The sequence below is a fragment of the Methylophilus sp. DMC14 genome (assembly GCF_056314085.1).
The window spans coordinates 1-18,446 of the sequence record NZ_JBQUZA010000003.1; the positions used below are offsets into that span (position 1 = coordinate 1).

An 18,446-nucleotide genomic window follows, 5' to 3' on the forward strand; every position below is an offset into this window, starting at 1 on the left:
TACAACCATAACTCTAGTGATTGGCAAACAACTAACTTTATTGCACCGGGGGCACCAAGAGGGGCTTGGGTGAGTTTGACCTATCAATTTGACCCTAATAAATAATATGTATAGAGACAAGGCATCTATGGCTGCCTATCCAAAGAGACTCACCGCAACTCGCCAGAAGTTTGTCTAGGGCTTGTAGCAAGTTGTGGATGATTGGTGCCACAGGCAGCCATAAATGCCTGTTGATTGTAATACATAGGAGCGTTTACATGAAATACACGAAATTAAATCTCGCAGTCTTGGCTATTTTTGGTTTTGCCAGTCAATTAAGCATGGCAACTGGCTTCGTCAATCTGCCGACGACTGGCTTTACTGTGAGTGGTGGTACTAGTGCTTACACAGTTTGTAATACCTCTGGTAATTTTGGTTCTGGTACTTCAACTAAGCCAACAACTTCGTCAAATAATACTTGTGCAGTCTTTCCAGCATCTGAGCCCACTTCCCCAGAGACAGGGTTCACCTTAGTTGCAAGTGCTTCACGCAGTGTTGTGATGAATAATACTTACACCGGTAATACTGATAAGACTGTAGGCACTGTTACCGAGTACGTGTGGCGTAAACAAACTGGATCAACTTATGAATGCATTTATGGCGCAAAAGTGGTGAATAACAATACAGACTACAATACTGGCGCCTCTGGTAACCAATATTTTGAAGTCAACGATTTTGCAAGGGGTGGTTTTGCTGGCTTACCTGTAGATGTTGCCTACTCTACGATTCCAACTATCTCTGAGCCCGTTTATAGAGTTGGTCGCGCCTACACTGCAGTTCAGCATCGATCATCAGGGTATACCAGTCAACCTCTGACTGGTTTAGGTTCTAATCCATCAATTAATGGTTTGAACTCATTCCCAGGTACAGCTTCCTCCACACAGCAGTTAGCCGATATTGACACTAACTGGGTGGATTTCACAACAGATGTCAATTACCTTGATGATGATGGTTCTACTAGTGCTGCCTCTGGCATGTTTTATGTCAAGACTACTTGTTCATCCGCAAACCCTACTACTTCTGTAAGTGATGAAGCCATTCGCTTGCGCCAAACGTTCCAGGAGCTTGCTGGTGATGGTATGACGGCTAACCCTTTTATTGAGGTTAAGGTCAGAGGTTTTGTTCCTCCAGGTGGTTCAATTACTCCAGCACATACCGATCCATACTAAGAAACTAATTTAACGATTTAGCCTGAGGGGGGATATGCCCTCCTTAGCGCATAGAATTTTATTTGGAGGCTATATGGCTACTAAAATTTTCAACTCTACCGAGATTGAATATGTGGGAACAACAGGTAATGACATTGTTATAGGAAATGGCCTAGATAACATTATCGATGGCGGTGATGGCAACGATATCATTTCTGGTGGTGCAGGAAATGACATTATTTTTGGTGGGAATGGTAACGATATCATTTCTGGAGGGTCTGGTGATGATGTGATTGATGCTGGCGACGGACATAATATCGTCGATGGCGGGTCTGGGAATGACAATATTTATGCAGGCTCAGGCAATGACATTCTCTCCGGTGGTGATGGTAATGACGTTATTTATGCAGGTGACGGTGATGATATTCTTTATGGTGGTGAGGGTTCCGACTACCTTGAAGGACAAGGAAGCAGTTTTGGTGACGAATCAGTAACTGGCAATTTATACATAGTCACTTCAGATGATGTCTTAATCGGTGGGGATGGAAATGACACATTCAGTGTCGGCGACGAGTTTGAAGGGCTAACGCTTATTCAAGGCGGTGTGTCTGGCCTTGATAACAGTGGTGAGGAAGCACGTTATACCGATGTCTCCGCTGCAGATGACGATGATGAAGATGGCGAGTCAACTGTATTTGATAATGTGACTGGCGAGTATGTTGAAATTGAAGATCAGGAGATGTCAGAAGAAATTGAAACTGATGTGCGCCTGAATATTGTTACTCGTCCTGGATCATCAGCTATTAGCACTTTTGCCACGACAATTGCTGGTTACAATGCAGTTGATACGCTTGAATTTACTAAATCTGGTGAGTTCGAAAATCTTAATTTTACTGGAATTGAGCGCATTGAACTGGCGAGTGGTGTCAATATCACCCTTGAGGCAGAGCAGCTAGAAAATAATGGTGAGTCTCTCAGCCTTGGCTTCCTCAACCCAGGAACCCACATTTACGGTGTTGCCGGTGGTCCTACCGAGTCTGTCACGCTCGAAATGGAGTTTGAAGAAACGACATTTGAGCCAGCTTCTACGATTGTTGGTGCAACGCCAGTAACTTATGAAGCCGCGGCATTGGAGTTTGATGATTACTCTGTGGCTGAGTTGTTCCATAACGTGGATATTATCTACGATGCTTCAGAAGGCGAAGCTGGTAGCTATACCCGTATTGATGGCGGCAATGAGTCTGCAGGTGCGCATGAAATCGTTCAGGGTAGTGAAGGTGTTGATTACGCGACCATGCGTTTGGGTGATGACACGGTTTACGGTAACGGCGGTAATGACCTGTTGATCGGCCATGGCGGTGCGGATTACCTGGACGGTGGCGAGGGCGATGACATTTTTGTGATCGGCGGTTTTGGTAGTGGTGTGCAAGGCACAACTTCTAAGGCAGATGACGGTAACAAAGAGTGGATTGCGACTGGCGACAAGCATGATGTGATCGTGGGTGGTGAAGGCGTGGATACGCTGCGCATTACCACAGGCATTGGTGCAAACACCAAGGCCAATGGGACTGTGGTGCTGAATGATGACAACTTCCAGTCTATGGAAGTGGTACAAGTCGGCGGCACGGTTGGCCGTTTGAATGTTGAAAATACTGCCTTGCAGTTGCTCAATGATCACTACTACTTCAAAGCCAACGGCACGGTATCTGATCTCTCCAACACCCTGGGTAACAACGGCGGCACCATCAACAATGTGGTGGTAGATGCTTCTGGCTTGACTACCAATGGTCTGCGTTTTGAAGGCAATGCTAACCAGCAAACCTTTATTGGAACGACACAGGATGATGTGTTTGTTGGCAATGGCGGGAATGATACGCTGACAGGGAATGGCGGCGCGGATACGTTTGTATTCGGCAAAGTCTACGAGCAAGTCGTGACTGGTTCATCTACCAGTGTGCAAACCTATACCAACACGGCGTTTAACCTGACCGGGGTTGACACCATTACTGACTTTACCCGTGGCACCGACAAAATCGAGTTGCACCTGGATCAGTACAGCCAGTTGGCAGGGTTTAACAGCAGCATGTTGCGTGTGAACAGCACCGGCACTGCGCAAGACGCCAATGATTACCTGATTTACAACACCACCACTAAAACCCTCAGCTATGACGCGGATGGTAATGGTAGCGGTGCCAAGGTAGACATTGCAGTGTTGACTGGTGTCAGCACAGTGTCTGTGTCGGACTTTGTTGTCGTTTAAGTAGCGGCGGATAGGCGGGCAGGGAAACCTGCCTGCCGATACGCTCTATCAAAGTCTTTAGTCGTGATGAAGTTGTCGCAAGCTGAAACCATCAAGCAAGCATTGCCAGCCCTGTGGCCGTTGTGGCGCCGGGTATGGTTGTTTGGGGTGGTGACCAATTTGCTGATTCTGGTGCCTTCCTGGTATATGCTGGAGGTGTACGACCGCGTCATTAATAGCCGTAATGTTTCGACCTTGCTGATGATCACCGTGATGGCGGCCTTTGCCTATCTGGTGATGGAAGCGCTCGAGTGGCAGCGCCGCAACTTGTTGCAGTCAGCGGCCAAAAGATTTGAATCCCTGTTGCAACAACGCGTATTTGAACGCGTATTTGCGAGCAGGTTGTCCATGCCTGAATTCCCTGCCAGCCAGGTATTTTCTGATTTCTCTACCCTCAAGCAAGCGTTACATTCTTCTGCCTGTTTGAGCCTGATAGATGCCCCGTTCTGCCTGATTTTTTTAGCGGCCGTGTTCTGGATTCATCCGGCACTGGGTCTGCTTACCCTGGCCGGGCTCACCATACAATTGATTTTGACCTGGCATAACCAGTCTCGCGTGGCCCCGCTGATGGCGCAGGCCAACCAGCATGCAATCGAGTCGCACCGTTATTTTGCCAGCATTAGCCGTCATGGCGATGCCATGCATGCCATGGCCATGCTGGCGCCCATGCAGCAGCGGTGGCTGCAACACCAGCACGGTTTTTTGTGGCAGCAGGCGCAAGCCTCGGCGCTGGCGGGCAAAAGCGCTGCCGCTGCCCGCTGGCTGCAAACCCTGCAAACCAGCTTGATTCTGGGCCTGGCCTGTTACCTGTTTATTGAAGGTGATTTGTACAACGGCGGGGCCATGATGATTGTGGCCTCGATTCTGGCTGCCCGCGTGCTCGCACCGCTGGTGCAATGTGTGGGTCATTGGAAAACCTATGAGCAAGCCTGGGCCGCGTATCAACGCATAGACAGTTTGCTGGCGGGCGCGCCAGCCAATGCGCCCGGCATGGTCTTGCCGCTGCCGGTGGGGGAGTTGAGCGTAGACCAGCTGGGTTATGCCATGCCGCAAGCAGGCAAAACGCCTGCAGAGGCGTTTATCCGCCAGGTGCAGTTTAAGCTTGCGCCGGGGCAGGTGCTGATTGTCGCTGGCGCCTCGGCGTCAGGTAAAACCACGCTGGCCAAGTTGCTGGTCGGCTTGCTGGCCCCCACCACTGGCCGGGTACGCCTGGATGGGGTGGATATTTACCGTTGGGATAAAAACCAGCTCGGCCCTTCGCTGGGATATCTGGCGCAAGAGGTCGATGTGTTTGATGGCCGCCTCGTAGATAATATTTGCCGTTTTCAAACGCCTGACCCTGCCGCGCTGGCCGAGGTACTTGATCTGCTGGGCCTCAACGAGTGGGTGCAGCAGTTACCAGAGGGGCTGAATACCCTGATTGGCGCATCTGGCATGCACCTGTCTGGCGGTGAGCGGCAGTTGATTGGCCTGGCCCGCGCCTTTTATGGCAAGCCACGTTTTGTGGTGCTCGATGAGCCCAATGCCAACCTCGACACCACCAGTGAGCGATTGTTACAGCAGGCGATTGCGCGCATGAAGCAACAGGGCACTACCTTTGTCATCATCAGCCATTTGCAACACATTTTAAGCATCGCCGACTGCATGCTGGTGATGTGCCAGGGCCAGATGATCCGCTTTGGCAAACCAGCCGAGGTGCTGGCCAGTTTTCAGCCGGAGTCCGGCAAGGTGGCGAGTTTATGATGGCTTTGGCGGGCGGATGGCGGCAGTCGCCGATGTGGGCATTTATGCAGCCTTTTCAGGGTGCATTTTTACAGATGTTCTGGCTGAGTTTTTTAACCAATGTGCTGATGCTGGTGCCCACGCTGTACATGCTGCAACTGTATGACCGGGTTATGCTCAGCCGTAATACGCTGACGCTGGTGGCGATGACGCTGCTGACGGCCGGCTTGCTTGTGTTCATGGCGGGGGCTGACTGGTTGCGCAGCCTGTATGCGGTAAAGACCGGGGTGCAGTTTGACTTGCGCTTTGGCAAACAGGTGTTTGCTGCCACCTTTGATCCTGGTCGCCCGGCGTCCAGTGTGCCACAACAGGCCTTGCAGCAATTGACGGCGGTCAGGCAGTGGCTGACCGGGCAGGGCTTGTTTGCCTTGCTGGATATTCCCTGGAGCCTGATTTACATCGCCGTCCTGTTTGCCCTGCATCCGCTGCTGGGTATGACCGCAATTGCATTCTGCCTGGTGCAGTGCCTGGTGGCCTGGTGGCATCAGCATGTATTGGCGCAGCCTGGTCAGGAAACCCACGCCGCCCGCCAGCGTACCGAGCATTTCTTGCAACAGAAAATTCAGCACGCACAGACCAGTCATGTGCTGGGCATGATGCAGACCTTGCGCCAGCATTGGCAACAGTTGCTGGCACAGCAAGCCGAAACCGAAGACCACTGGCAACGCCAGAGTGATCGCAGCCAGTTTCTCAACAAATGGGTGCGTTACTGCCTGCAATCGCTGATGCTGGCTGTCGCTGCGTGGTTGACCATTGAAGGCGAGATCAGTGTCGGTTCCATGGTGGCTTCCAATGTGCTGATTGCGCGTGCGCTGCAACCGTTTGATGTCATGGTGCAAAGCTGGCGCCAGTGGCTGCAAGCCAAGACGGCCGCCGGTGAGCTTCAGCAAATGATGACAGGTGTGCCGATGAAAGCGGGGGCTGAGGCGCAAACAATGGAAACTGTCGCCGCTGCGCCCCTGTTGCGGCCCTATACCTTGCAGTTGACGCAGGTCGGGGTCAGTCATGGGGCCCGCCCGTTGCTGCAGGCGGTGGATGTCAGCATTCTGCCGGGCCGCCTGTTATGCGTGATGGGGCCTTCCGGGGCAGGCAAAAGTACCTTGGCCCGGTTGCTGGTTGGGGCGGTATTTGCCGAGCGCGGGCGCTATGAAGTCAACCAGACCTTGCTGACGCCTGCCAATGTGCGGCAGTCCCTCACCAGCGTTGGTTATCTGCCGCAGCAAGTGTCTTTGCTTGAAGGCACCATTGCCGAGAATGTGGCGCGTTTTGGGCCACTTGAGACGCCGCATATCTTGCAGGCTTGCCAGCGCGTCGGTTTGCACGAGGCCATTTTGCGCTTGCCACAAGGCTACGATACTCGGCTTGATGCGCAAGGCTTGCCCTTGTCGGGTGGCCAGCGGCAGCTGCTCGGTCTGGCCCGCGCCATTTACAAAGAGCCCGCCTTGCTGGTGCTGGATGAGCCTAATGCCAGCCTGGACGAGTTTGGCGAAGCCAGGCTGCTGCAGCTATTGCAGGCGCTGAAAACCCTTAACACGACCATCGTCGTCATTTCTCACCGTTCCGGCATCCTCAAGATCACCGACGACCTGCTGGTGCTCAAGCGCGGCGAAGTATTGCATCACGGGCCGCGTGATGCCGGCATCGTCTATTTAAACCAGTTACAAGCCGCCAGTCCTCTGGCTACTACGGAGTAAACATGTCGCTGATGTCGACCAGCCCTGTCCCTGACAATGTCCATGCCATTGAAGACTATGCGCATAACGCAAGGCCTGCACGCAAAGGCGCCCTGATTTTGCTGGTGGGCCTGGCCGGGTTTGTGCTGTGGGCCGCGCTGGCGCCACTGGATGAGGGCGTGCCGACCGAAGGCGTGATCAGCGTGGAAAGTAATCACAAGGTGGTGCAGCATTTGTCGGGCGGCATGGTGAGTGAACTGTTGGTGCACGAAGGCAAGGAAGTGAATGCCGGCGAGGTATTGTTCAAGCTGGATGCGCAGGCCAGCAAGGCGCGGTATGAAGAGGTGCGTCACCGTTATGCCGGTTTACGTGCGCAGGAAGACCGCTTGCGTGCCGAGCAGACGCAACGCACGCTGATTGACTTTCACCCGGATTTGATCAGCCAGCAGACCGACCCGCTGATTCAGCAACAGATGCGTAACCAGAGCCAGTTGCTGCTGGCCAAAGTGTCGGCGCTGGCGGCGGATATTGCGGCCAAGCAAGAGGCCATTGCCGGCTATCAGGCACTGATAGAAGGCTATCGCGGTGTGTTGACCAGCCACGAATCGCAACTGCGCTTGCTCGAAGAGCAACTGCAAGGCGTGCGCGCCCTGGCGGCCGAGGGCTATGCGCCACGCAACCAGCAAAATGACCTGGAGCAACGTGTGGCGGCCCTGTATGGCGACCGGGCCAATACTCAGGCCAATCTGTTACGCGCGCAGCGGGCCATTCTTGAGCTGCAACAGCAAATTTATCAGCGCAAACAGCTGGAGAAAAAAGACATTGATGCAGAAATGGCGCAAGTCAAATTGCAAGTCGAGGCCGACGCCCAAAAAGTCCGTGCACTGCGCGAAGAACTGGGGCGGACTGAAATCCGTGCGCCAGCCTCAGGTCAGGTGGTGGGCTTGCAGGTACACACCGTGGGCGCCGTGATCCAGCCTGGGCAAAAACTCATGGATATTGTGCCCTCGGGCGAAGCGCTGATTGTGGACGCACAGATTCCTCCGCACCTGATCGACAAAATTCATGTTGGCCAGGCGGCCGATATCCGCTTCTCTACCTTTGCCAACAGTCCGCAACTGCTGGCAGAGGGCCAGCTCAAATCCCTTTCCAAAGACCTGCTGAGCAAACCGGCCGCTACGCCTGAAGGTAGCCAGAGTTATTATCTGGCCCGCGTCAAGCTGACGGACAAAGGCGTGCAAGCCTTGCAAGGCCGCCAGTTACAGCCGGGCATGCCGGTGCAGGTAGTGATCAAGACCGGGGAACGCACGCTGTGGAATTATCTGATGCATCCGCTGAGCAAGCGGTTAGCCGCTTCAATGAAAGAAGAATAATGGAAACACGTTCTCAGTGGCTGCGCAGGCAAATTGCTGCGTTACGCGGTACTCCTAACCTCGCCGTACTATTTGTACTGTCTCGGCTCGTCCGCTCCGTGCGCCTTGCACTTTATCCTGCTCACTCACTGATAACGTATTTTCCAATGGCGGTTGCTTTATATGTCTCTCTATTTATATTTTTGCGTCTATTCCGGATTTTAAGACTGGTCTGCCTCCTTGCAGGCTTATCGTTGCCAGGGATAGTCATCGCCGAGGCCGACCTCAACAGCCTGTATCAACTGGCGGCGACCCATAATGCAGACTACCGGGCTGCGCTGGCCAATACCGAGGCCGAGCGTGAAGAGTTGACCAAGGCGCGCGCAATGTTTTATCCCAAGGTACAACTGGGCTTGCTCAAGGGGCGCGGCAATACGGATCGTACGACGCAAACCACGCTGGGGGCCGTCAATAGTGAGCTTGATTATTCGCTCGAAAATTACAGCCTCTCGGTCAGGCAACCGCTGTACAACAAAGAGACGCTCGCCATGTACGGCGGCGCCAAATCTTATGTGAGTGCGCAGGAGTCATTGCTGGAGCAGGAAACCGCAAAGCTGATCCTCAAGCTGGTGTCGGTTTATCTGGAGACGCTGTACGCGCAAGACCGCGTAACGGTGCAGGCCCGCAAGCTGGAGGCGGTCAGCCAGCAATTGCAACAGGCAGAACAGCGTTATACGCGCGGCAGTGGCACCGTGGTCGAGGTGAGTGAGGCGCAGTCCAATCTGGATGTGGCTAAAGTGGAGCACTTGCAAGCCAATAATGACTTGCAGGCCAGTCAGCAAAGCCTGCAGATTCTGACAGGCAGCACGCATGTCTTGTCTGCCGAGCTGCTGGTCGATGGCTTGAATCAGCTCAGCCCGGCTGAGCACCCGCTGGAAACCTGGCTGGCGCTGGCCCGGCAACACCACCCTGAGCTGGCGGCGGCCTACCAGAATATTGAGGTTGCCAAGAAGGATGTCGAGAAAAAACAGGCCGGGCATTATCCGACGCTGGATTTGGTCGGTGTGCGCTCTTACAGCCAGAACGACAGCAATAACACCTTGGGCTCGCGTTTTGACACGACCACGCTGGCCTTGCAAATGAATGTGCCGCTGTTCGCGGGCGGGTATGTGAGTGCCAATGTGCGCCAGAGTGCCAGCCGCCTGACCGCCAGTGAAGAAACCATGACCGCCAAGTTGCGCGAGGTGGAGTTCAATGTCCGCAAGTACTACCAGAGTCTGCACGCACAACAACAATCCGTCACTGCCTACCAGCAGGCGGTGCAGTCGGCCAGGGTGGCCCTGGATGGCACGCAAAAAGGATTTTTGGCCGGATTTAAAACCAACCACGAGGTGCTTGAAGCCCAGCAAAAGCTGTTTAACAACCAGCTGGCACTGACCAAGGCCTATTACAGCCTGATTAGTGACTGGGTGAACTTGCAGTTCAGCAGTGGTTTGTTGTCACTGGACACGCTCAATCGCGTGAGCCAATTGTTTATGACCAAGTAGTCGGGGGTAAATCATGTCCAAAAAAAATCAATCTGCAATCCGTCCAGTGGCCACACTTGCGCCAAACACACACCGGGGGTTTACCTTGCTGGAACTGCTGGTTGTGATGGTGATTATCGGTCTGCTGGCTGGCTATGTCGGCCCCAAGTACTTTGCACAGATCGGCAAGTCTGAAACCAAAACCGCCAAAGCACAAATCGAGGCCTTGGCACGTGCCTTGGACACCTACCGGCTGGATACCGGGCATTACCCATCGACTGAGCAAGGGCTGGCGGCATTGAATCAGGCACCGAGTGGCGAGACCAAGTGGCAGGGGCCTTATCTGGCCAAAGGCGTACCCGCTGATCCTTGGGGGCGGCCTTACCTATACCGCGCGCCCGGCGAGCATGGCGATTACGATGTCTGGACCTTGGGCAGCGATGGCGCGGCGGGTGGCCAGGACGCCGATAGCGATGTGGGTAACTGGTAAAGCAGCCATCCTGTAGAGCAGGCATATCGTCATGAAGTTTGAGCTCAAGGTATTGCAGGGCAGCGAGGTCAGCTGGATGTCGCTGGAGGCGGCCGACCCGCAGGCGGCACGTCAGCAGGCGCAGGCGCGTGGCTATGGCGTCTTGCAGGTGCGCCAGCCGCGTCGGGCATGGGCGCTTCCGCAATGGCCGATCAAAAAGAGCAGCTTTCAGCTCAGCTTGTTTAGCCAGGAGTTGCTGGCGCTGCTGGAGTCTGGCCTGAGTTTGATAGAGGCGATTGAGGGACTGGCCGAGAAAGAGCAGCAAGAGACCTCAAGAGCCGTGCTAACCGCTTTACGGACAGCCTTGTATGAGGGTTTGCCGTTGTCGCAGGCGCTGGCTTTGCAACCCGCGGTCTTCAGCCCTTTGTATGTCGCCTTGATCCGTGCCAGCGAGCGCACCGGCGATATGGCGCAGGCGCTCAAACGCCATGTTGCTTATCAGGCCCAGGTCGATGCCATCCGCAAAAAAATCATTTCAGCGTCGATTTATCCGGTATTGCTCATCGTGGTCGGTGGGCTGGTGGTGCTGTTTCTGCTGGGCTATGTGGTGCCGCGCTTTAGCACGATTTATGAAAGTGGTGGCGACAAGCTGCCCTGGGCCAGCCAGATGCTGCTGCGCTGGGGGCAGTTGCTGCAAGGGCATGGCGAGCTGGTGTTATTGAGTACCATCAGTGGTATCGCGATGCTGTGGTTAGTGTTTTCGCGTCCGGCTTGCCAGGCCTGGATCATGAAAAAAATCTGGCAGATCCCGAGTTTGGGCGAGGCCTTGCGCATTTATCAACTGGCCCGCTTTTACCGCACGCTGGGGATGTTGTTACAGGGAGGAATTCCCTTGTTGACGGCCCTGGGCATGGTGCAGTCTTTGTTACCGCTAGAGATGCAACGCGCCTTGCAGCAGGTGATCGCTGACGTGCGTGAAGGCAAGCCGCTGTCTGGTGCCATGGAGGTGCATGGTTTGACCACTTCCATCGCCAACCGCATGTTGCGCGTGGGTGAGCGTAGCGGCCAGCTGGACGAGATGCTGGGGCGCATTGGGGTGTTTTATGACGAGGATACCGCGCGCCGCGTCGAGTGGTTGAGCAAGCTGCTGGAACCGGCACTGATGGTCATCATCGGCCTCATTGTCGGGCTGGTGGTGGTGTTGATGTATATGCCGATTTTTGAGTTGGCCGGCGCGATTGAATAATGAGCGCCGCAAATGAAGGGTCGCGATTGAATAATCAGCACCATAAATGAAAAATTTCGATTGAATAATGAGCCCCCAAAAAAGAGGTGCGGTTTAGTAGGCGTGTCAGAGGATAGAGGTTGTAGACGGGATGCAAGCTTAAAATGAATATGCAGGATTTATCCATGTTGGAGCAGCCCCTGGGCGAGGCCCCCGTGTTGTCCGGCGACTTGCTGCAGCAGGCACGACTATTGGCCGCGCAAAGCGGCCGGCCGCTGGTCGAGGTGCTGGAATCACTGAGTGGCTTGGCCGCCGATGCCTTTGTCGAGGCCTTGGGCCGCTGGCTGCACTATCCGGTCAAGACCGCGCTGGCCATGCATGCCATGCAGCCCATGTTTGACACCTTGGGCCTCAATGACGCCAATGCCTGGCACGTGATCCTGATGCAAGCGGAGGATCAGTCTTTGCACATGCTGATGGCCGACCCGTTTGACGAGGCCTTGCAGGTGCGCTTGCAGCATCTGGTGCGGCAACCGGTGCAGTGGTCACTGGCGCATCGCAATGATATTGCGGCCTGTTTGCAGTTTCACGAGGCGCAAATGCGGGCGATGGATCAGGTGCATGCGGGCGATGCCACCAGCCATGAAGAAGAGGCGCCGGTGGAAGAACTCTCGCTCAAATCCATCAGCGAAGACAGCAGCCCGGTGGTGCGTTTTGTACGCTCTACCTTGTACGACGCGCTCAAGGCCGGGGCCAGTGATATCCATCTCGAATCAACGCTGCAAGGCTTGCGTGTCAAATACCGCATTGACGGCGTGCTCACCGAAGTCGGCGGTTTGAATGGCGTGATGCAGGCCGAGCAGGCCATTTCGCGCATCAAGGTCATGTCCGAGCTCGATATTGCGGAGCGCCGTATTCCGCAAGATGGACGCTGCAAGGTGCATGCGCTGGGCCGCGACATCGACCTGCGTGTCTCCATCATGCCCAGTGTGCTGGGCGAGGATGCGGTGTTGCGGGTGCTAGACCGCAAAGCTCTCAGCGAGGCGCAGGGCATCAGCCTGGAAGTCCTTGGATTTGCCCCGGCCTTGCTGGCGCAAATCCGCGCCCAGGCCGAGGCGCCGTATGGCATGTTGCTAGTGACCGGGCCCACCGGCAGCGGTAAAACCACCACGCTTTACGGCATGATCTCCGAGATCAATCAGGGCCAGGACAAGATCATCACCATTGAAGATCCGGTGGAATACCAGCTGCCCGGTGTTTTGCAAATTCCGGTCAATGAGAAAAAAGGCCTGACCTTTGCCCGTGGCTTGCGCTCCATTTTGCGGCATGACCCGGACAAAATCATGGTGGGCGAAATCCGCGATGGCGAAACCGCCCAAATTGCCGTGCAATCAGCGCTGACCGGGCATTTGGTGCTGACCACGGTGCATGCCAATAATGTGTTTGATGTCATTGGCCGCTTTACCAATATGGGGGTCGATGCCTACAGCTTTGTCTCGGCGGTCAATGTGATTCTGGCGCAGCGCCTGATCCGTGTGATTTGCCCGTATTGCAAGGTGGACGACCACCCTGATGCCGCCTTGCTGACTAAATCTGGCCTCACACCGGCGACCGCCAGCCATTACCAGTTTAAAAAAGGCCAGGGCTGTGGTCAGTGTCACGGCAGCGGTTACAAGGGCCGCAAGGGCATTGCTGAATTATTGTTGTTTGATGACCGCATGCGCGAGCTCATCGTATCCAAAGCCCCCATCAGCCAGATCAAGGCACTGGCAGCCACCACCGGCACCCGTTCCATGCGTGAATCCGGGCTGGCCCTGGTGGCCGCGGGCGAAACCACCTTGCAGGAGATTAACCGTGTTACATCATTGGCCTGAGCCCGGCGTCGATTGCCATGCCGCCGCCAGCCGCCGCTGGTGGCAAGCCTACACTGCGCCAGAATTGCGCATAGTGATCACGCATGACCGCATTGTCGCCTTTGAGTGCTCGCAGCGCGGACGATTAGGTGGCGCTGCGCCATGCCTGCAACACACGGTGCATGCGGTGGATGATCACAGTGATGCCCATGCTGCATCCCCATCTGTCCAACTGTGGGAGACCTTGCGCCTGGTGTTATCAACCTATGCCGGGCAACGCTGGCATGTGGTGGTCGTGCTCTCTAATCAGTTTGTGCGCTGGCTGGCCTTGCCCTGGCAGGACCAGATCCGTAGCCGTGCGGATCAGCAAGCCTATTTTGCCCATGGGTTGCAGCAGGCGTTTGGGTCTCAGACGCAGCCATCGCAGCTACGCAGCCAGTGCCCGGGCTATGGCAAGCCGTTCCTGATCAATGCGATTGCCGAGGACTTGCTGACACAGTTACATCGCGAGTTTGATGCGGCAGGATTGCCTATCGGCCAACTGCTGCCAGCCTGGCAACTTTCGGCTAACCAAAGCCTGGCGTGGATGCGAAAGCAGGGCAGTGAAGCGGCTGGCTGGATCGTCTGCCGTGAGTCAACCAGCCTGACACTGGCTTGCCTGCAACACGGTGCCTGGCAGCAGATCCGCACGTTGCCCGTAGATCGCCATTCCCCTGACAGCGATTGGCGGCATACCTTGCGCCAGGTGTTATTGCGCGAGCAGGCCCTGCATCCTGAGCGGACGCAGTTGCCGGTTTATCTGGCCCAGACCGCACTCGCAGGTCTGCGCCCAGAAGATTTCTCGCCGTTTAAAGTCATTGTTTTACCCACGACTGAGCCAGCGGGACAGCCGATGTGGAGTCTGGCCTGATGCGTGCCGCCATGCCAGTTTTGGACTTTAATCATGCCGCCGGTCGGCTGCCTGGCCCGGTCGCTTGTGCGCTCGGCCTGATCTTGCTGTTGCTATTGCTGGTGCTGGTACCGCTTTATCAGCACCTTAACCAGCAAAATCAGGCCTTGCAGCAGCAGTGGCTGGCCAGGCAGTCTGCCAGCCGCCCAGCCCCGGTGGTGCAGCTTGCGCCTATCAGCCCGGCCTTGCAGGCCGAGTTGACGCAGGCGCAGGCGCAGATTGCCACGCCGTGGTTGCCTTTGCTGCATGACCTAGAACGCGCGCAACAGGCGGAACTTTACTGGATGCAGTTGGTGCCCGATGCCAAGCGCAAACTGGTCAGGATGACGGTGCTCGCACACAAACGCCAGCAGGGCTGGGCCCTGGTTGAGCGTTTGCGTCAGCAAGCCTCCCTGGCGGCCGTCAAACTCAATAGCAGCGAAAGCACCGAGGTCAATGGCGAGCGCATGACTAGCTTGCAACTGGAGGCCGCATGGCAATTTTAAATTCTGGGCGTAATGGTAGCGAGGCTCTGAGCCGCGTGTGGGCACGCCTGCAGTTTGCCTGGCAGCACAGTCCTTGGCGTCAACCCTGGTTACTCGGCCTGCTGGCATTGACGCTGGCAGTGGCGATGATGCTGGCACAAGCCTGGTGGCTGCAGCAAGATTGGCAACAGCGATTGCGTGCACCAGCGGCCGGGCATGGCCCCCAGACGCAAATGGCCAGGCCGTCCACGTCCTCAGCCAATCAGACCTTACCGCAGCCCATGCCAGTGTTGGCACAATGGCCGAGTGAAGAAGACGCCGACCGCGTCAGTGCCGAGATTCTGGCCCTGGCCGATGCCATGGGCATGGTGTTTGAGCGCGCCGAGTTTCAATCCGGCGCGACTGCGCAAAGTGATTTATATGTGCAGCGCATCAAGCTGCCCTTGAGTGGCGATTATGTGCAACTGCGGCATTTTCTGGCGCTGGTTTTGCAACGCTACCCCAGCCTGGCGCTGGCGCAATGTAAGCTGCAACGCACCGATGTGCAGCAAGCCGGGCTGGAGGCCTATATTGAATTCAATCTGTATACGCGCAAACGGAGGCCAGCATGAACCGGCAAATCGGCTTATTGGCTGCGCTTGCCATGACCTTGGTTGCCTGCTGGTGGGTGAGCCAGTCTGACACCGAGACCGCGCCCACGTCGGTCACTGCGACTGCCATGCCAGTTGGGGCGGCCAAGCAGCGCAAACCTTTGTCACAGGCGCTGCCTGCATTACATGCCGCGCTGACCGATGCGCAACCCGCCACGGGCTTGCTGCCTGCGTTGAATGCAGACATCCCGGGGCGAGATAAGGCAAAGATGGATACGCCGACTAGCGATGAAGCAAAAATGGATGAACCGGTAGTCAACCTGTTTGCGGCACTCCCGCCGCCAGCAGTGCCTGCAGAGGCGTTAGCCGCAGCTGGGCCGGTCAACCCGTATACCTATGCCGGCCGTCTGCTGCAAGAAGGCCGCTGGCAGGTGTTTTTAAGTGATGGACAACAACAATATGTGGTGCGTGAAGGTGACCGGTTTGCCGAGGGGTGGCGGGTCACGCGGCTGGATCAGCACAGGCTGGTGCTGCAACATGCCGGAGAGCGCTTTGAAATGATGCTGGAAAATGGGGGAATGCTTTGAGCAAACAGATGAAACAAACAGGCTGGCGTTGGATGTGGCTACTCGGCAGCCCGCTATTATTGCTCAGTTGCGGTCACTGGCCAGCGGCTGAAAAAAATGGCGATGCGGCCTTGGAGCAAGCGCGGCTCTACGCAGCGCGCGGCCAGGATGACGAAGCGATCCGGCTGTTGCAGCCACTGGTAGAGGCAAACCCACGCCAGCCGCAATATAAAAACTGGCTCAGTTTGCTGCAGGAGAAAAAGCTGCAAAAGCAATTGCAGGAAGCCGATAGCTTGTTGCAGGCCAAACAATACGATGCCGCCATGACGGGCTATGAACAGGTTTTGCAAGCAGCACCGAATAACCGCTCGGCCAGTGACGGCTTGCAAAAAGTCACGCAAGCCCGCCAGCACGACCAGCAATTAATGCAGGTTAAAAGCGCGATTGCGGCCGAGGATTGGGCCGGCGCCGAGTTTGGCTTGCGCACCGTGTTGGCCGAGCAACCCGCGCAGCCGGAAGCGCGTCAGTTATTTGAGCAGCTGGAACAAAAGAAAAACGAGCGTAGCAGTGTGGTGCGGCCGTTACAGTCATCGCTCAAAAAGAAGGTGACACTGGAGCTTAAAAACGCTCCGATCAAGCAGGCGTTTGAATATCTGGGTAAGGCCGGTGATTTGAATTTCTCGTTTGATCAGGAGCTCAGTGATGGCATCCGCGTCAATGTGCTGCTGCGGGATACACCGATTGAACAGGCGCTGGAGGTGATCCTGACCAGCCACCAGCTAGGCAAAAAAATCCTCAACAGCAATACCTTGCTGATTTACCCGCAATCGCGTGCGGCGCAATATGAAGAGCTGTTTGTGCGCAGTTTTTACCTGACGCACATGGATGCCAAGCGCGCGCTCAATATGATAAAAACCGTGCTGCGCGCCAGCGATGTGTATATGGATGAAAAGCTCAATACGCTGGTGATCCGTGACACCCTGGACCGCATCAAGGTGGCCGAAAAACTGATTGCCTCGCAAGACCTCAATGAGCCGGAAGTCATGCTGGAGGTGGAAGTGATGGAGATCAACCGCCGTAACCTGGAAAACCTGGGCATCCAGTATCCCAGCCAGATTGGGGTGGGTGTGCAGGGCAATGCTGCAGGCAGCACGAGTGGCACGCAGCCACAGGCGGGCAAATTAACGCTGACCGAGCTGCGCAACTTTAACGGCAAACTGGGCGTGTTTTCCATCAACGATCCGGCCGTGGTGCTGAATTTGTTGCATCAGGATACTGACACCAATTTGTTGGCCAGCCCCAAAATCCGTGTCAAGAACCGTGACCGTGCCAAGATTCATGTCGGTGACAAGATCCCGGTGCTGACCAGTGTCGCCAGTGCACAAGGCTTTGTCAGCCAGAACGTGAATTATATCGAGGTTGGCATCAAGCTCGATGTGGAGCCCGTGATTCAGATGCAGGACCAGGTCAGCATCAAGGTCGGCATGGAGGTCAGCAATATTACTGACCAGGTCACCACCAGTTCCGGCGTGCTGGCTTACACCATTGGTAGCCGCAACGCCAATACCACCCTGCAATTGCGCAATAACGAAACCCAAATCCTGGCGGGCCTGTTCCGCGATGATGAGCAGCGCACCCAGCGTAAAGTGCCTGGCCTGGCCAATTTGCCCTTGATCGGCAGGCTGTTCAGCAACAACAACCAGGACAAGCGTAAAAACGAAATTGTGCTGCTCATCACGCCGCGCATCATGCACAACCTGAGCCCAGCCAATGCCGTGTACAGCCTGATTCCATCCGGGGTGGCGGCGACGGCGAATCCGGTCGGGGCTGGCGGCGCGCGTACGGTGCAAGCGGTAGACACCACCCCTCCCGCTGCGCCCGTGGTGACACCACAAAGCACGCAAAGCAGCAATGTGCGTAATGACAGCGGCTTTGCCAACCAGATGATGAACAGCACCGATGGTGGCGCGGTGCAGCCCTGATGGCATTGAGATAGGTTGACCATGTTTGCGTTGCGACTGTTTTCTGCCAATCCCGCCTACGCCAAACGCAGCAAGGGCTTCACCCTGGTCGAGCTGCTGGTGACGCTGGTATTGCTGGCGCTGCTGGTGACGGCGGCCAGTCCGGTGGTGCAACTCAACGGCAAGCGCGAAAAAGAGCGCGAACTCAAGCGCGCCTTGTGGCAAATACGCGACGCCATTGATGCCTATAAAGATGCAGTGGACCAGGGGCTGATTAAAAAAACCACAGAGAGCAGTGGCTATCCGCCGAACCTGGCTATCCTCGTCACCGGCGTCGAAAATGCCCAGGATACCAAAAAGAAAAAAATGTTTTTTTTACGCCGCATCCCGCGCGACCCGTTTGCCACTGACCAACAGCTCAGTAATGCCGATACCTGGCGCATCCGTGCCTATGATGGTGCCATCGACGACATGGCCAAAGATGTCTACGACGTTTCGTCACGTTCAACAGCCATTGGCATCAACCAGCAACCTTACAGTGAGTGGTAGG

At 55.6% G+C, this 18,446-nt stretch carries 15 protein-coding genes; all 15 read left to right on the forward strand.

Going from position 1 to position 18,446, the window contains the following annotated elements; translation table 11 throughout:
* The first annotated feature begins 257 nt into the window (after positions 1 to 257).
* Positions 258 to 1,208, forward strand: a complete 951-nt coding sequence (locus ACT53C_RS06895) for a hypothetical protein (protein WP_476145371.1) — start codon at positions 258 to 260, stop codon at positions 1,206 to 1,208.
* 73 nt (positions 1,209 to 1,281) lie between these two features.
* Positions 1,282 to 3,447, forward strand: a complete 2,166-nt coding sequence (locus ACT53C_RS06900; protein ID WP_476145372.1) for a calcium-binding protein — start codon at positions 1,282 to 1,284, stop codon at positions 3,445 to 3,447.
* 66 nt (positions 3,448 to 3,513) lie between these two features.
* On the forward strand, positions 3,514 to 5,229 hold the full coding sequence (locus ACT53C_RS06905; RefSeq protein WP_476145373.1) for a type I secretion system permease/ATPase: 1,716 nt from the start codon (positions 3,514 to 3,516) through the stop codon (positions 5,227 to 5,229).
* On the forward strand, positions 5,226 to 6,962 hold the full coding sequence (locus ACT53C_RS06910) for a type I secretion system permease/ATPase (RefSeq protein WP_476145374.1): 1,737 nt from the start codon (positions 5,226 to 5,228) through the stop codon (positions 6,960 to 6,962). Before ACT53C_RS06905 ends, ACT53C_RS06910 begins: the two co-directional genes overlap by 4 nt.
* Positions 6,963 to 6,964: 2 nt before the next feature.
* The gene (locus ACT53C_RS06915; protein ID WP_476145375.1) at positions 6,965 to 8,314 is read left to right on the forward strand and encodes an HlyD family type I secretion periplasmic adaptor subunit; all 1,350 of its coding nucleotides are present in this window, start codon (positions 6,965 to 6,967) and stop codon (positions 8,312 to 8,314) included.
* A gap of 233 nt (positions 8,315 to 8,547) precedes the next feature.
* A complete protein-coding gene (locus ACT53C_RS06920; protein ID WP_379075007.1) occupies positions 8,548 to 9,840 on the forward strand; it encodes a TolC family outer membrane protein in 1,293 nt (430 codons plus the stop codon).
* A gap of 13 nt (positions 9,841 to 9,853) precedes the next feature.
* Positions 9,854 to 10,309, forward strand: a complete 456-nt coding sequence (gene gspG / locus ACT53C_RS06925) for a type II secretion system major pseudopilin GspG (protein ID WP_476145376.1) — start codon at positions 9,854 to 9,856, stop codon at positions 10,307 to 10,309.
* Positions 10,310 to 10,340: 31 nt separating this feature from the next.
* Positions 10,341 to 11,534: a type II secretion system F family protein gene (locus tag ACT53C_RS06930; protein WP_275356143.1), complete on the forward strand. Its 1,194-nt coding sequence runs from the start codon at positions 10,341 to 10,343 to the stop codon at positions 11,532 to 11,534.
* Between the two features lie 143 nt (positions 11,535 to 11,677).
* Positions 11,678 to 13,387 (forward strand): GspE/PulE family protein, encoded by a 1,710-nt coding sequence (locus ACT53C_RS06935; protein ID WP_194748532.1) that lies wholly within the window; start codon positions 11,678 to 11,680, stop codon positions 13,385 to 13,387.
* Entirely contained in the window at positions 13,368 to 14,276 is a 909-nt protein-coding gene (locus tag ACT53C_RS06940; RefSeq protein ID WP_476145377.1) for a hypothetical protein, read from the forward strand. The genes ACT53C_RS06935 and ACT53C_RS06940 overlap by 20 nt, the downstream gene beginning before the upstream one ends.
* An 11-nt stretch (positions 14,277 to 14,287) precedes the next feature.
* Positions 14,288 to 14,800: a hypothetical protein gene (locus tag ACT53C_RS06945; RefSeq protein WP_476145378.1), complete on the forward strand. Its 513-nt coding sequence runs from the start codon at positions 14,288 to 14,290 to the stop codon at positions 14,798 to 14,800.
* Entirely contained in the window at positions 14,788 to 15,390 is a 603-nt protein-coding gene (locus ACT53C_RS06950) for a hypothetical protein (RefSeq protein WP_476145379.1), read from the forward strand. The genes ACT53C_RS06945 and ACT53C_RS06950 overlap by 13 nt, the downstream gene beginning before the upstream one ends.
* On the forward strand, positions 15,387 to 15,956 hold the full coding sequence (locus ACT53C_RS06955; protein ID WP_476145380.1) for a hypothetical protein: 570 nt from the start codon (positions 15,387 to 15,389) through the stop codon (positions 15,954 to 15,956). The genes ACT53C_RS06950 and ACT53C_RS06955 overlap by 4 nt, the downstream gene beginning before the upstream one ends.
* Positions 15,957 to 15,964: 8 nt before the next feature.
* Positions 15,965 to 17,917 (forward strand): type II and III secretion system protein, encoded by a 1,953-nt coding sequence (locus ACT53C_RS06960; RefSeq protein ID WP_476145381.1) that lies wholly within the window; start codon positions 15,965 to 15,967, stop codon positions 17,915 to 17,917.
* A gap of 21 nt (positions 17,918 to 17,938) precedes the next feature.
* Complete coding sequence (locus ACT53C_RS06965; protein WP_476145382.1) at positions 17,939 to 18,445, forward strand: prepilin-type N-terminal cleavage/methylation domain-containing protein; 507 nt, start codon at positions 17,939 to 17,941, stop codon at positions 18,443 to 18,445.
* Position 18,446: the final 1 nt, after the last annotated feature.

Excerpts from the sequence above, each read along its gene's own strand:
- ACT53C_RS06915 (WP_476145375.1), top strand. The coding sequence starts at position 6,965 with ATGTCGCTGATGTCGACCAGCCCTGTCCCTGACAATGTCCATGCCATT.
- ACT53C_RS06965 (WP_476145382.1), top strand. The coding sequence starts at position 17,939 with ATGTTTGCGTTGCGACTGTTTTCTGCCAATCCCGCCTACGCCAAACGC.
- ACT53C_RS06960 (WP_476145381.1), top strand. The coding sequence starts at position 15,965 with ATGAAACAAACAGGCTGGCGTTGGATGTGGCTACTCGGCAGCCCGCTA.
- ACT53C_RS06930 (WP_275356143.1), top strand. The coding sequence starts at position 10,341 with ATGAAGTTTGAGCTCAAGGTATTGCAGGGCAGCGAGGTCAGCTGGATG.
- ACT53C_RS06945 (WP_476145378.1), top strand. The coding sequence starts at position 14,288 with ATGCCAGTTTTGGACTTTAATCATGCCGCCGGTCGGCTGCCTGGCCCG.
- ACT53C_RS06955 (WP_476145380.1), top strand. The coding sequence starts at position 15,387 with ATGAACCGGCAAATCGGCTTATTGGCTGCGCTTGCCATGACCTTGGTT.
- ACT53C_RS06910 (WP_476145374.1), top strand. The coding sequence starts at position 5,226 with ATGATGGCTTTGGCGGGCGGATGGCGGCAGTCGCCGATGTGGGCATTT.
- gspG (WP_476145376.1), top strand. The coding sequence starts at position 9,854 with ATGTCCAAAAAAAATCAATCTGCAATCCGTCCAGTGGCCACACTTGCG.
- ACT53C_RS06900 (WP_476145372.1), top strand. The coding sequence starts at position 1,282 with ATGGCTACTAAAATTTTCAACTCTACCGAGATTGAATATGTGGGAACA.
- ACT53C_RS06895 (WP_476145371.1), top strand. The coding sequence starts at position 258 with ATGAAATACACGAAATTAAATCTCGCAGTCTTGGCTATTTTTGGTTTT.
- ACT53C_RS06905 (WP_476145373.1), top strand. The coding sequence starts at position 3,514 with ATGAAGTTGTCGCAAGCTGAAACCATCAAGCAAGCATTGCCAGCCCTG.
- ACT53C_RS06950 (WP_476145379.1), top strand. The coding sequence starts at position 14,788 with ATGGCAATTTTAAATTCTGGGCGTAATGGTAGCGAGGCTCTGAGCCGC.
- ACT53C_RS06935 (WP_194748532.1), top strand. The coding sequence starts at position 11,678 with ATGAATATGCAGGATTTATCCATGTTGGAGCAGCCCCTGGGCGAGGCC.